Annotated in this window: 12 protein-coding genes; 6 read left to right on the top strand and 6 right to left on the bottom strand. The window is 64.1% G+C overall.

Translation table 11 applies throughout. From position 1 onward, the window contains the following. Positions 1-64 precede the first annotated feature (64 nt). Together B5V03_RS35600 and B5V03_RS35595 are read right to left on the bottom strand one after the other, a co-directional pair. Positions 65-1,849, bottom strand: coding sequence for a hypothetical protein (locus B5V03_RS35600; protein WP_129275053.1), 1,785 nt, complete (start codon positions 1,847-1,849; stop codon positions 65-67). 143 nt (positions 1,850-1,992) lie between these two features. After that, positions 1,993-2,253: a DUF7662 domain-containing protein gene (locus B5V03_RS35595; protein WP_129275052.1), complete on the bottom strand. Its 261-nt coding sequence runs from the start codon at positions 2,251-2,253 to the stop codon at positions 1,993-1,995. Positions 2,254-2,407: 154 nt separating this feature from the next. On the opposite strand from B5V03_RS35595, the gene B5V03_RS35590 reads away from it, so the two are divergent. After that, positions 2,408-3,904 (top strand): sensor domain-containing diguanylate cyclase, encoded by a 1,497-nt coding sequence (locus B5V03_RS35590; protein WP_129275051.1) that lies wholly within the window; start codon positions 2,408-2,410, stop codon positions 3,902-3,904. 196 nt (positions 3,905-4,100) lie between these two features. Here the strand turns inward: B5V03_RS35590 and galU are convergent, their stop codons facing one another. After that, positions 4,101-4,976: a UTP--glucose-1-phosphate uridylyltransferase GalU gene (gene galU, locus B5V03_RS35585; RefSeq protein ID WP_129275050.1), complete on the bottom strand. Its 876-nt coding sequence runs from the start codon at positions 4,974-4,976 to the stop codon at positions 4,101-4,103. Between the two features lie 203 nt (positions 4,977-5,179). Here galU and B5V03_RS35580 point away from each other — a divergent pair, with 203 nt between their 5' ends. Together B5V03_RS35580 and B5V03_RS35575 are read left to right on the top strand one after the other, a co-directional pair. Continuing rightward, a complete protein-coding gene (locus B5V03_RS35580; RefSeq protein ID WP_433995366.1) occupies positions 5,180-6,562 on the top strand; it encodes a lytic murein transglycosylase in 1,383 nt (460 codons plus the stop codon). 181 nt (positions 6,563-6,743) lie between these two features. Then, on the top strand, positions 6,744-8,450 hold the full coding sequence (locus B5V03_RS35575) for an SGNH/GDSL hydrolase family protein (protein WP_129275049.1): 1,707 nt from the start codon (positions 6,744-6,746) through the stop codon (positions 8,448-8,450). 187 nt (positions 8,451-8,637) lie between these two features. Here the strand turns inward: B5V03_RS35575 and B5V03_RS35570 are convergent, their stop codons facing one another. Continuing rightward, a complete protein-coding gene (locus tag B5V03_RS35570; RefSeq protein WP_129275048.1) occupies positions 8,638-9,015 on the bottom strand; it encodes a CsbD family protein in 378 nt (125 codons plus the stop codon). Between the two features lie 61 nt (positions 9,016-9,076). Next, positions 9,077-9,814 (bottom strand): SDR family NAD(P)-dependent oxidoreductase, encoded by a 738-nt coding sequence (locus B5V03_RS35565; RefSeq protein WP_129275047.1) that lies wholly within the window; start codon positions 9,812-9,814, stop codon positions 9,077-9,079. A gap of 96 nt (positions 9,815-9,910) precedes the next feature. Between B5V03_RS35565 and B5V03_RS35560 the strand changes: the two genes are divergently transcribed. Together B5V03_RS35560 and B5V03_RS35555 are read left to right on the top strand one after the other, a co-directional pair. Then, a complete protein-coding gene (locus B5V03_RS35560) occupies positions 9,911-10,690 on the top strand; it encodes an SDR family NAD(P)-dependent oxidoreductase (RefSeq protein ID WP_164988505.1) in 780 nt (259 codons plus the stop codon). A gap of 98 nt (positions 10,691-10,788) precedes the next feature. Next, positions 10,789-11,676: a TauD/TfdA dioxygenase family protein gene (locus B5V03_RS35555; RefSeq protein WP_129275046.1), complete on the top strand. Its 888-nt coding sequence runs from the start codon at positions 10,789-10,791 to the stop codon at positions 11,674-11,676. A 159-nt stretch (positions 11,677-11,835) separates the two neighbouring features. Here the strand turns inward: B5V03_RS35555 and B5V03_RS35550 are convergent, their stop codons facing one another. Continuing rightward, the gene (locus tag B5V03_RS35550) at positions 11,836-12,480 is read right to left on the bottom strand and encodes a YqgE/AlgH family protein (protein WP_129275045.1); all 645 of its coding nucleotides are present in this window, start codon (positions 12,478-12,480) and stop codon (positions 11,836-11,838) included. A 142-nt stretch (positions 12,481-12,622) separates the two neighbouring features. On the opposite strand from B5V03_RS35550, the gene B5V03_RS35545 reads away from it, so the two are divergent. After that, the gene (locus B5V03_RS35545; protein WP_129275044.1) at positions 12,623-13,462 is read left to right on the top strand and encodes a protein-disulfide reductase DsbD domain-containing protein; all 840 of its coding nucleotides are present in this window, start codon (positions 12,623-12,625) and stop codon (positions 13,460-13,462) included. Positions 13,463-13,471: the final 9 nt, after the last annotated feature.

Raw genomic sequence — 13,471 nt, 5'->3', positions numbered from 1 at the left:
TGCGATCGACGGGACACGGCACGCCGGCCGTCAGGGCTCCGCGTTGCGGTCCCTCGGGAGAATGTCACCCTGGAATGTTGAGGCTGCGGCCTTCTGCGGCGATACGCCAACCCGCCACATCGCCCAGCATCGCTTCGGCGGCGCTTTGCACGCGGGCGCGCAGGTGATCGAGGGACACAGGGTCGTTCGCGATCGCCTTGATGGCCCTTTCGAGGGCCGCCTCGGTCCGCTCTGACCGTCGGGCGATGCCTTCGAAATCGCCGATCACACGGATGCCGTAAGTGGCCGTCGCAAGCACCGGGAGGGCGACGGCCAACACCGTCACCCACGGTGGCTCATGCTCGGTGAGGTGCAGAATTGACGCTGACCATAGAACGATCAACAGCAGAACCGAAAGCGCGGCCGTGGCCCCAAACAAGGCCAAGCCAAAATGCTCCAGTCGGCGTTCCAGCTTTGCCATTTCGGAGGCGGTCGTTCGATGATACTCGCACTGGTCAACAAGCAACGCCAATATCGCGCAGCGCGCCGCCGAAAGCCCCGCTTCATCCAGCGATCCTGACAGGAAGCTTTGCTCGCGGCAAATCGCACGAACGTACCATCCGGTCCAGGCCGGCTCCACGCCCGTAAAGCTGTTCGGACGGATTCCCAGGGTCCACTGAACGAACGCACTGCGCAGGCGTTCGGCCACTTCCCGCGCCTCGAACCAGCGGGAATGCCAGCCAAGCCGCCGGCCAATCACGGTATTCACCCCGACGACCACGATCAGCGACAGCTCGATAAGAACAAAATACAGCTTCTCGTGCTCGGACAAGACCGAGCTCGCAGCAACAATGATGGCGATCGATGCGAACGTGAAGTTTACGACGAAGGCACCTCGGAACATCTGTGCGAACCGAAGTCCGATGGCGTCGGCCCAGCCGAAGCTGCCGACGAGGATCGAAGGCCTGCGTTCTTTCTCATCATTGACCGTGCACCCGAGCCTCGACAGGTCTTCGGCGAGCCTCTGCGGAGAAGAAGGCATCCAGTCGCGAACACGCATTGCGCGCACGCCGAACAATGTCTTGAGAGCCGGAAACCCGAGAAAGACATTGAGCCTGCGACGGCCTTCCGCGAGAAACCGCAGCAACGACCGGCGCTCGGCCTCCGACGCGGGCGGACGAACCAGCTTTGCAACAAGGCTCTCGAGCCCAGTCTCGAAATCGATGTCAGGCAGGTCGCCAACCCTGTGAGCCGGCACGGGGAAGTCGCTGATCTGGCTCCAGCGAATGACCGGCCCCGACTTGGCGCTGGCATCGACGTGGATGACTGGAACGTCGAGCCGCGCTGCGTTTTCCAATGTATCCGTGGTCCCGCCGCCACCGGCCGAAGGGCCGCCGTCCCAAATCGCGAGAATGATGTCGGATTGACTGAGCAAAGTCAGACTAAGTGTCTCGTAAGCCCGCGTCGTGTTCGAGCCATCGCCTGGAAGAACCAGAACAGATCGCGCCTTGGGGAGAAGACTGTTGAACTCCTCGCTGGATGCGGCTGTTGCAAACTGGGCGATATAAACTGGCCGGGGAAACGGCAGCACCACGTCGAGAGTCCAGCCCGGTTGTGCAAGCGCAGCGTGAGCGGCTATGCGGTCGGCGCCCTCGGCGAGAGGGCTTACAAGCGAAAGCAGGGGGGCGGCAGGCGAGAAGAATTCTGCATATGTCTTCTGTGCGACAGCCGCCTCCTTACCGAGACGCTCAAGCACGGTGGCGACGGCGGCCGCAACCTTGTCCCGGGCATGGTCCGGAAGCCTGTCCGGGCGATGGCCGACAATACCGACAGTAAGGGCAAACCTTGGCCTGGGGGGTGTATCATTCATTTTCTTCGACCAAAGGATGAAAAATATGACTGCCCCCTTCTTGGCAAAAATCAGGGACGTTTCCTAGTCCGGTTTGCGACCTCGTCCGATCCGGCTCCCGAAATGACGCCACCTTGGCCAGCGAAGGATCATGCGGGCCGCCCTCACCTGCGGCGAGATTTCAGCTTCGTGAACCGCACGCTCGCGCCATCAGGCATCCGCATCGCCTTAAATCCGGCCGCGAGGCAGGCCTCGCGTTGCGGCATCTGGATGTCGGGGCTACGCAGGCTGTCCCACCATGAGGCGCGATTGGCCGCGCGCGGCAGCGCCGCGCCGATGATCTCCTCGATCTGCTCGAAGGTCAGGACGAACTCGGCCTGCTTGTGCCGCATCAGATAGTCGCGCAAGGCGTCGTAGTCGTTCACGATTGTCCTCTCGTTGGAAGCCCGGACTGGCCTGCTCGGTTTTGCCGAAAAGCGTCAACCGATTAAACCGTTTCTTAACTCATTGCGGCAGCGCCGTCCCGCCTTAAACACTACTCAAGATTTCGGGCGCATCCATCGGGATCGGGAGCAAACGATGCTGTCTGGATGGCGCGAAGTCACGGCCCGCCGGCCGTGGCGAATTTCGGCGAAGCTGCTGATCATCTCGTCCGTGGTGACGGTGATCGGCTTTTCCGCCATTTGCGTCAACGTCATGCTGGACATGCGCCGGGGCGAGGAGGCGCTGGCCCGCCAGACGCTGGAGAACCTCGCCACCACCATCGAATCCGACATCAGCCGCAACATCGAGATCTACGATTTGTCGCTGAAGGCGGTCGCCAGCAACATGCTGCTGCCGGAGATCGCGACGGTTCCGAAGGCGATCCGCCACCTGATCCTGTTCGACCATGCGACCACGGCGCGGCACTTCGGCGCGATTCAGGTGTTCGATGCCGACGGCAGGCTGACCATCGATGCCTCCACGCTCGATCCCCTGCCGGCGAACCGCAGCGAGGAGGATTACTTCAAGATTCACCGCCACAATCCCGGCGCCGACCTCTTCATCAGCCGCCCGATGCTGTTCCGCGGCGCCTATTCGATCGTGCTGAGCCGGCGCATCAGCGACACCGACGGCGGCTTCCTCGGCGTCGTCGCCGGCTCGATCCGCTTCAGCTATTTCCACGAATTGTTCGAGCGGCTGAACCTCGACCCCGACGACACCATCACCGTGCTCAAGCGCGACCGCACCATCATGATGCGGCGGCCGTTTGACCTCGACGTGATCGGCACGAACCTCGCCGAGCGCCAGGCCTGGAAGGCCGACAATCTCAAAATCGGGACGTCCTATTCGGGCCAGGGCCCGGTCGATCCGACGCCGCGGCTCTATGCGCGCAGCGGCGACAGCGGGCCGCTGTTCGTCGTGGCCGGAAAGCCCTTGAGCGCCGTATTCGAGCTCTGGCGCAAGGAGGCCATTCGCATCGGCGCCGTGGTGCTGCTGCTCGCGCTGTTCCTGCTGGGATCGGCGATCGTGCTCGCGCGCGAGATCGGCCGGCGCGCCGAAGCCGAAAGCAAGCTCGAGGAGATGGCGACGACGGACGCGCTCACCGGTCTGAAGAACCGCCGCAAGTTCGATTCCGTCATCGACAGCGAATGGCGGCGCGCGATGCGCGCGAAGACGCCGGTTGCGCTGCTGATGATCGATGCCGATCACTTCAAGGCCTTTAACGACACCTTCGGCCACCAGGCCGGCGACCAGGTGCTGGTCGGCATCGCGATCTGCATTTCCGATTCGGTCAGCCGAGCCGGCGATTGCGCCGCGCGCTATGGCGGCGAGGAATTCGCCGTGCTGCTGCCGAACATTTCAGTCGCCGACGCCTACAAGGTTGCCGAGACGATCCGCGGCAAGGTGCAGGGCTGGTCCGACGACCAGACGATTTCGACCGTCTCCTGCGGCATCGCCAGCCTCGTTCCCACTGTTGGCATGGACTGGACGGTGCTGGTGGCCGCCGCCGACAAGGCGCTCTACGCGGCGAAGGCCGGCGGACGTAATCAGTCCGTGGTCGCGAGCCTTCCAAAACTGTCGCTGGTGGCGTGAGGCTGCTCCTCACCGCGGTCATTGCGCGCGACGCAATCCGCCACACCACCTGTGTCGTCCCTGCGAACGCAGGGACCCATAACCACAGGGAAGACTTTGACGAAGACTCGTCGTTCGGTACGCCGACCGACCGCGATCGATAGATCACGCGGTATGGGTCCCTGCGTTCGCAGGGACGACACCGAGGTTGTGGCTCTTACTCCCCCAGATACTTCTTCATCTCCGCGATCAGCCCATCGCGCAGTTCCGGCCGCTTCAGGCCGTAGGCGATGTTGGCGCGGAGGAAGCCGGGCTTGGAGCCGCAATCGTGGCGCTCGCCCTCGAACTCGACGCCGTAGAACTTCTGCGACTTGGCAAGCCCGATCATGGCGTCGGTGAGCTGGATCTCGCCGCCGGCGCCGCGCTCCTGGGTCTCCAGGATCTTGAAGATCTCGGGCTGGAGGATGTAGCGGCCGGTGATCGAGAGGTTGGAGGGCGCGGTGCCCTTGGCCGGCTTCTCGACCATGCCGTCGACCTCGAACATCTTGCCGGTGCGTTTTCCCACGCCGCAGATGCCGTATTGATGGGTGAGATGGTCGGGCACGGCCTCGACCGCGATGACGTTGGATTTTTCGCCGAGCTTGGCGGCAGTCTCGATCATTTGCTTCAGGCAGCCGGGCGAATTGAGCACGAGCTCGTCGGGCAGCACCACCGCGAACGGCTCGTTGCCAACGATGTCGCGCGCGCACCAGACCGCGTGGCCGAGGCCGAGCGGCGCCTGCTGGCGGGTGAAGCTGACGGCGCCGGCTTCGGGCTGGTTCTGCGCCAAAATCTCCTGCTCGGCCTTCTTGCCGCGCGCGGCCAGCGTCGCATCGAGTTCGAACATCTTGTCGAAATGATCTTCGATGACATTTTTGTTGCGGCCGGTGACGAAGATGAAATGCTCGATGCCGGCTTCCCGCGCTTCGTCATAGACGTACTGGATCAGCGGCTTGTCGACGATGGTCAGCATTTCCTTCGGCATCGCCTTGGTAGCGGGCAGGACGCGGGTGCCGAGGCCGGCGACGGGGAATACGGCTTTGCGAATTTTCATGGGATTGATCGAATACCTGAGGACGTGAAGGGAGCAATGGTCTCTTGCTAGCTTGTTTGCAGCCGCTAACAAAGGCGGATGTGGGGCCTCGCGATCCCAGAGTTAAGAAAAAATCAGCCACTAAAATTTCACCTTTGTTAAGCTATTGGCAACCGGTACCGGGCCTCCTGATGGCGGATTTTTGGCCGGACGGGTGAGGTATGATGCAATCCGTGGCAGCGCTGGCGAAACGTGCTGGATTTGTGACCAACGTAACAATCGTTGCGGCCGTCTTGTTGATGCCGGCCAGCGTGAACGCCCAGTCGCAAAATGGCCTATCCAATCTGTTCGGCGGCATTTTCTCCGGTCCCAATGCTGCGCCTCCGCAAGCCCCGCCCGGCCCCGGTGGCGCGCAACCCTGGACAGGCGAAGACGGCGCCTCCGGCCATCCGCTGATGACGGCCGCCGCGATCCGCGAGGCGGCCTCCAATTTCAACAATTGCGTCGCGGGCATGTGGCCCGATGCCGCACGCCGCAACATCACCCAGGAGAATTTTCAGCGCTTCACGGCAGAGCTCTCACCCGATTTGCGCATCATGGACTTGATGGACTCGCAGCCGGAGTTCACAAAATCGATCTGGGACTATCTCGACATCCTCGTGAACGACAACCGCCTGGCCAAGGGCAAGGAAGTCCTCGCCAAATACAAGGCTCAGTTCGACGCCACCGAAAAAGCCTATGGCGTCGATCGCTATATCATCGCCGCGATCTGGGGCATCGAGTCCAATTACTCGACGCAGATGGGCGACCGCAGCGTGCTGCAATCGACCGCGACGCTCGCCTGCATCGGCCGCCGCCAGGCCTATTTCAAGGATGAGTTCCTCTCGGCGCTGGAGATCGTCAATCGCGGCGATCTCAGGCCGGAGCAGATGCGCGGCTCCTGGGCCGGCGCCTTCGGCCCGACCCAGTTCATGCCGACCGCGTTCAAGCGCTTTGCCGTGGACGGCGACGGCGACGGACGCCGCGACGTCGTCGACAATCCCAGCGACCTGATTGCGTCGACCGCCAACAATCTGAAGAAGGACGGCTGGCAGAGCGGCGCGACCTGGGGCTTTGAGGTCGTGGTGCCGCAGGGATTCAACTACATGCTGGCCGACCGCGCCAAGGCGATGACGATCGCGCAATGGGAGAAGCTCGGCCTCAAGCGCCCGACCAACCAGCCCTTCCCGCATCCGGCGGAAAAAGCCTACCTGCTGGCGCCGGCGGGCGCGCAAGGCCCCGGCTTCCTGATGCTCCAGAATTTCCGGGTCATCATGAAATACAATCCGGCCGAGGCCTATGCGATGGCGATCGGCCATTTCGCCGACCGCCTGCGCGGGGGGCAGCCCTTCGTGCAGCCCTGGCCGCGGCAAGAGCGGGAGCTGGCCCGCACCGAGCGGCTGGAACTCCAGCAGCTGCTGGCCCAGCGCGGCTTCTACAAGGGCACTCCGGACGGCCAGTTCGGCGGCCAGACCCGGGAGGCGCTGCGCAATTTTCAGGCCTCGATCGGGGTCCCCGCGGACGGATTTGCCTCCTCCGACGTGCTGGACCGGCTGCGCGGGCGGTAAAATCGCGCCGAAAGTAACCCTGAACAGGGATTTTGGCAGGCAGCCTTGACGGGGGCGGCTGTTCCCCGGTGTATGGGGCAAGAATCTGCAAGAAATCTGCAACAGAATCTGCCCGTTTGGCGCCCGATTCCGTTATTATATTGAGCCTATTCCGTCCCCTATTGCGCGTGCCCGAGATCGCATGTCGAAGCCAAAATCCTTCTTCAAGGCGCTGACCGAGACCGGCCCGTTGATCGCGCTGGGGACGGCGCTTGCGATTCTGGTTTTGATCGCGGGACCGGCCTCGGCGCAGTTCTTCAACTTCCCCGGCTTCGGCGGCCCGCCCCAGCGGCAGGCCCCGCCGCCGCGCAACGGCGGAGGTGGCGGCGGCTGGTTCGGCGGCGACTTCTTCGCACCGTTCCAGCAGCAACAGCAGCAGGCACCGCGCCAGGATTTTTCGCGCGCACCTTCGCCGGCCAAGCGCGACGCGATTGCCGACAAGAACGTGCTGGTGATCGGTGACGCCATGGCCGACTGGCTCGCCTATGGCCTGGAAGACGCCTACAGCGAGCAGCCCGACATGGGCGTGATCCGCAAGCACAAGACCACCTCCGGCCTGATCAAGTACCAGCCGAAGGGCGAGCCGTCTGACTGGACGACAGCGGCGAAAGGCATTTTGGAGACCGAGAAGCCTGATGTGATCGTCGTCATGCTCGGCCTCAATGATCGCATCTCGATCCGCGAGGCCGCGCCCGACAAATCGGACAAGGCCTCGGACAAGGACAAGAAGAACGACAAGGGCGCCCGCGCCAAGCAGCAAGGAAAAGGTGACGCCAAGCCCGGCGACGCCAAGCCCGACGCCGCCGCCAAGCCGGACGACAAGCCTGCTGATGCCGACCTGCCGCAGGATGATGCCGACAACGCCGACACCCCGGCGGCCGCGCGCGAAAAGGCCGCGCGCAACCCGAACGGTCTTTACGAATTCCGCGACGAACGCTGGGTCGAGCTCTACGGCAAGAAGATCGAGGAGCTGGCCAACGTCCTCAAGGCCAAGGGCGTGCCGGTGCTCTGGGTCGGCCTGCCCGCGATCCGCGGCCCGAAGGGCACGGCGGACATGCTGTTCCTGGATTCGCTCTATCGCGAAGGCGCGGCCAAGGCCGGCATCACCTATGTCGACGTCTGGGACGGCTTTGTCGACGAAGCCGGCCGCTTCCTCCAGAAGGGCCCGGACTTCGAGGGCCAGATCCGTCAGCTCCGCAGCGGTGACGGCGTCTATTTCACCAAACCCGGCGCGCGAAAGCTCGCGCACTATGTCGAGCGCGAGATCACGCGCCTGCTGGCGGGACGCTCCGGCCCGATCGCATTGCCGAGCGAACCGGCGACGCCCGACACCAGCGCCGAGCCCGGCAAGCCGGCGCCGCGGCCGCTCGCCGGCCCGATCGTGCCGCTGATTGCGGCCTCGATCTCGACCGACCAATTGCTGGGTGGGCCGGGCTCGCGCCCCGCCGCCGTCGACGCACTCGCTGCGAAGACGATGGTGAAGGGTGAACCGCTGGCCGCTCCGGCCGGCCGTGCCGATGATTATGCCTGGCCGCGCCGCGAAGTCGGCCGCGAGCAGGCCAAGGGCGATACGCCGATGGCTGCGACGAATCCTGACGGCAGCGCGGCTTCAGGTACGCCCGGCGCTGCCGCTGCGATCACGCCGCCCAAGCTCGCGCCGAAGAAGCCGCCGGTGGTGCAGCAGCCGGCGCAAGCGCAACCGTCATTGCGCGATTTCTTCGGCTTCGGCTCGCCACAGCCAGCGCCGCGTCAACTCGCGCCAGGGCCGCGCAATCCGAATCCGAACGCCAATCCCGGAATCCCGCGTCCTCCGGGCAATGTCGGACGATCGGCGGAGATGTTCCGGTAAGCGAAGGTCTCGCGTCCCGGACGCGTCCCAGCACCTCCTGGTGATGCGACGCTGAGCCGGGACCCAGCTCTCCCACAACATCCACAAAAAGAATGGGCCCCGGCTTAGCAAAGCAGCGTTTCCTCGACGATGCTACGCATCGCCTGGGCTGCACTGCGTCCGGGGCACGAGTCCGCGTTAGCAGCTGTTAGCCGTAATAGCGCCAACGCGACGGCGGCGGACGGCGCGCGGGACGCGACATCAGCAGCGCGAGCGCGAAGCCGATGCCGCCGGCGACCAGCAGGGCGCCGAGCGGATTGTCCTGCACCTTCTTCGAAATCGCCTGCGCGCCATCGCGAAGAGTGTCGCCGCTGTTGTCATAGGCGTCCTTGGCGTAGCTTGCCGCGGTGTCCGTGGCGTCACGCACGGCGTCCTTGGCCTGACCATAGAGATTTTGCACGGTGCCTGCGGCCTCGCGTGCCTTGCCTGATGCCTGTGTCTGCGCGTCGCCTGCGAGATCACCGACGGCGCCTTCCGCGCGTCCGGCGAATTCCTTGGCCGATCCGACAATCCGATCCTTGTCCATGATGCTCCTCCTCAGGGGTCAGCCCAAGTAACCGATCAGGAGGAGCGCAGTTCCAAAGGGTTTAGAGAATGAGCCCGCCATCGACGACCAGCGTCTGGCCGATGATGTAGGACGACAGCGGCGAGGCCAGGAACAGCGCCGCGCCCGCCATGTCGGCCGGCGTGCCCAGTCGCCGCAGCGGAATGCGCGACAATGCACCTTCGAGCCGCTTGGGATTATCGGTCGTCACCTTCGTCATCTTGGTATCGACGAGGCCGGGCGCGATGCCGTTGACGCGGATGCCATCCTCGGCCCAGGCCTCGCCGAGCGTGCGGGTCAATCCGACCGCGCCGGTCTTCGACGCGTTGTAGGCGGGATTGCCCATGGTGGAATGATAGGCCGCGGTCGACGACACCATGATCAGCGCGCCCTTGGTCTCCCGCAACATGGAATGAAATCGCGTCGCGCAGGCCATCAGGCTCATCAGATTGACCTCGACGACCTTACGGAAGCCGGCCATCTCGAATTCACCGCGGCGATAGAGGACCGCGCCCTGCGCGAGCACGAGCACGTCGAGCCGATCGAACGATGGCTTGAACGCTTCGATCGCACTGGCGTTGCTGACGTCGAGCTGCGCATAGGAAAGACCGGTGAGATCGGAACCTTCCTCCGCAAGATATTCCTTCGCGTGAGCACGCGTGCCGCAAACCGCAACGGCTGCGCCTCTGGCGCGAAACGCTTGCGCGATGCCGTTGCCGATACCGCTGGAACCGCCGACCACCAGCACCTGCTTGCCTGAGAAATCGAGCTCGTTCGCCATCGCGGCCTCCCGTTTGTTTTGCTTGTTTGACCTCTCTGCGGATCGATGCCAGCCTTGTCAATCATAACAACAAACAAGACGCCGCGAGGAAACAGCATGGCCGACTTCAAAGAGCTCAGCAGGTCGGTGAAGGGCCTGACCGTTCTCGTCACGGGCGCGGCCAGCGGCATGGGGCGCGCGACCGCGCGTGTGTTCGCCGCCGAAGGCGCGAACGTCGCCGTCACCGATTGCGAGGCGCAAGGCGCGCATGCGGTTGCCAGGGAAATCGCAGCGAACGGCGGATTGGCGGAGGCCTGGAAGCTCGACGTCGCCGACGGCGGCGAGATCAAGCGCGTGGTCAGCGATGTCGCGGCGCATTTCGGCGGGCTCGACATCGTCGTCAACAATGCCGGCATCTCCGTGCGCGTCGCGATCGACGACGAGGCTTACGAAGACGCATGGGCCAGGGGAATCGCGGTGATGCTGACGGCGCACCCGCGCGTCATCCGCGCCGCACTGCCTCACTTGCGCAAATCGAAGTCCCCGCGCATCGTCAACATCGCCTCGACCGAGGCGCTCGGCGCGACCGGATTGCACAGCCCCTATTCGGCAGCGAAGGGCGGCGTTGCGAGCCTGACGCGCTCGCTCGCAGTGGAGCTCGGCCGCGAGGGCATCACCGTCAACTGCATCTGCCCGGGACCGATCCGCACCGCCATCACCGACCGCATTTCGGAGGAGCACAAGACGATCTACGCCAAGCGTCGCACCGCACTCGGCCGTTATGGCGATCCCGAGGAGGTCGCGCACATGACGCTGAGCCTGTGCCTGCCGGCGGCATCGTTTCTCACCGGCGCGGTGATCCCGGTCGATGGTGGGTTGATGGCGCGGAATGCGTGAGAGGTATGCACGCCGAGCGTTGACATCTGCGGTTGCGGGAGTAGCTTTTTTGCCAACAGAGCGGGAGCAACCGCTCGCGGTCCGCGGGAGAAAACGCCATGACGATCGCCATCCGGCAGCTTCAGACGCATTTTGTCGGCGAGGTTTCCGGCCTCGATTTACGAAAGCCGCTCACGCCGGACGAGGCCCGCGAGGTCGAGTCCGCCATGGACCAATACGCGGTGCTCGTCTTCCACGACCAGGACATCAACGACGAGCAGCAGATGGCTTTTGCGCTGAACTTTGGTCAGCGTGAGAATGCGCGCGGCGGCACTGTTACACAGGCGAAAGACTACAGACTCCAGTCGGGACTCAACGACGTCTCCAATCTCGGCAAGGACGGCAAGCCGCTGGCGAAGGACAGCCGCACGCATCTGTTCAACCTCGGCAACTGCCTGTGGCATTCCGACAGCTCTTTCCGCCCGATCCCGGCAAAATTCTCGCTGCTGTCGGCGCGCGTGGTCAACCCGAAGGGTGGCAACACCGAATTCGCCGACATGCGCGCGGCCTATGACGCCCTCGACGACGAGACCAAGGCGGAGATCGAGGACCTCGTCTGCGAGCACTCGCTAATGTATTCGCGGGGATCGCTCGGCTTCACCGAATACACCGACGACGAGAAGCAGATGTTCAAGCCGGTGCTGCAACGGCTGGTGCGGACCCATCCGGTGCATCGCCGCAAGTCGCTGTATCTGTCATCGCATGCCGGCAAGATCGTCAGCATGAGCGTGCCCGAAGGACGGCTGCTATTGCGCGATCTCAACGAGCACGCGACGCAACCGGAGTTCGTCTACGTCCACAAATGGAAGCTGCATGATCTCGTGATGTGGGACAACCGCCAGACCATGCACCGCGTCCGCCGCTACGACCAGTCGCAACCGCGCGACATGCGGAGAGCAACGGTGGCAGGGACCGAGCCAACGGTGCAGCAGCAGGCGGCGGAGTAGGCGCGCCGACCGACAGTGTCATCGCCCGGCCTTGACCGGGCGATCCAGTACTCCGAGACGGATGTGATAGAGCCGATACGCTGCGGTGTACTCGATGCCCCGGTCAAGCCGGGGCATGACAGCGGAGGGTGGCGCACGACACCGAGGGGGACGCAATAGCTACGCGTGCCCGGCCTCGTTCGAGAGCATGCCGGGGTCGATGCCGATCTTGCGCAGGGCGCGGCCGTATTTCTCGTCGACGTCGTCGCCAAAAATCAGATCGGCATCGGCGTCGCAATGCAGCCAGCCATTGCTCTGGATCTCGGTCTCGAGCTGGCCCGGCGCCCAGCCGGCATAGCCGAGCGCGAGGATGGCGTGCTTGGGGCCGGAGCCGTTGGCGATCGCGCGCAGGATGTCGACGGTCGCGGTGAGGCAGACGCCGTCGTCGATCCGCAGCGTCGCGTTCTCGATGTAGAAATCGCTGGAGTGCAGCACGAAGCCGCGGCCGGTGTCGACCGGACCGCCGCGCAGCACCTTCATGCTTTCGGCATTCTCCGGTAGCTTGATGTGCTCGCCCTTCTTGATGATGCCGAGCTGCTGCAACAGTTCGGGGAAGTCGATGCTGCCGGCCGGATGGTTGACGATGATGCCCATGGCGCCTTCGGCCGAATGGGCGCAGAGATAGATCACCGAACGCTCGAAGCGCGGATCGCCCATCACGGGCATCGCGATCAGAAGCCGGCCGTCGAGATAGCCGGCCGAGTTGGCGAGCGCGGGGCTCGCGCCGCGCGTGCTTTCGCCCGTCCTCTTGCCTGTGGGAGTCATCGGTGAAGCACTCCGGTTTCAATTCCTATCCTGATGTCGGGCCGGGCCGCTGTCAAATCAAGGCTTGCAGAGACTTGATTCGAATGCATCCATCACAAGCAATTCAATGGTTTGCCCCGGGGTGACCCTGTAAAGACGTGCCATGCTGACAAGAGTTCCCCTGCGTGCGGCGATTGGCGTCGCGACAACCTTGCTTGCGTCGTCACTGGCGATGGTAGCCCGTGCCGACGATTCTTCGCCGTGGCAGCGCGACGGACATTCCGCGGTGCGATTGCTCGCGGGCTCGCGCAGCGGCGCGGTCCTGCTCGGCGGCATCGCCTTCCAGATCCAGCCGGGATGGAAGACCTATTGGCGCATGCCGGGCGATTCCGGCGTTCCGCCGCGGTTCGACTTCTCGAAGTCGGACAATGTCGAAGCCGTGACAGTGATGTGGCCGGCGCCGCAAAAATTCGACGACGGCGCGGGCGGGCATTCGATCGGCTATCACGACCAGATCGTGCTGCCCTTGCGCATCGTCGCCAAGGCCGCCGACAAGCCGGTGACGCTGCGCGCCGAGATCAATTACGCGGTCTGCGAAAAGCTCTGCATTCCCGTCGAGGCCAGTGCCGAGCTCAGCTTCAACAACGTCGCCTCGACCGAGGACACGAACTTGCGTGCCGCGCTGGACACCGTGCCGAAGCCCGCCAACATCGGCGATCCCAATCCGCTGACCATCCGCGACGTCAGGCGCGACGGGCCCAAGAACGTGGTCGTCGATGTGGTCGTGCCTGACAGCCGCAACGTCAATCTTTTCGTGGAAGGGCCGACGCTCGACTGGTCGCTGCCGATCCCTGCGCCGGTCGAGCCCAGCCCGCCCGGCGTGAAACGATTTTCCTTCGAGCTCGACGGGCTGCCGCCGGGCGCCAAGCCTGATGGTGCGGCGCTGAAATTCACGCTGGTCGGGCCGGAGAAGTCGTACGAGTTCAATACGAATCTGGAGTGATGTCTCCCG

Origin of the sequence: Bradyrhizobium betae, from assembly GCF_004123905.1 — a bacterium.
GTDB classification, from domain to species: domain Bacteria; phylum Pseudomonadota; class Alphaproteobacteria; order Rhizobiales; family Xanthobacteraceae; genus Bradyrhizobium; species Bradyrhizobium betae_A.
The sequence above is the reverse complement of the archived record's forward strand: the minus strand, read 5'-3'. Positions and strand labels throughout refer to the sequence as shown.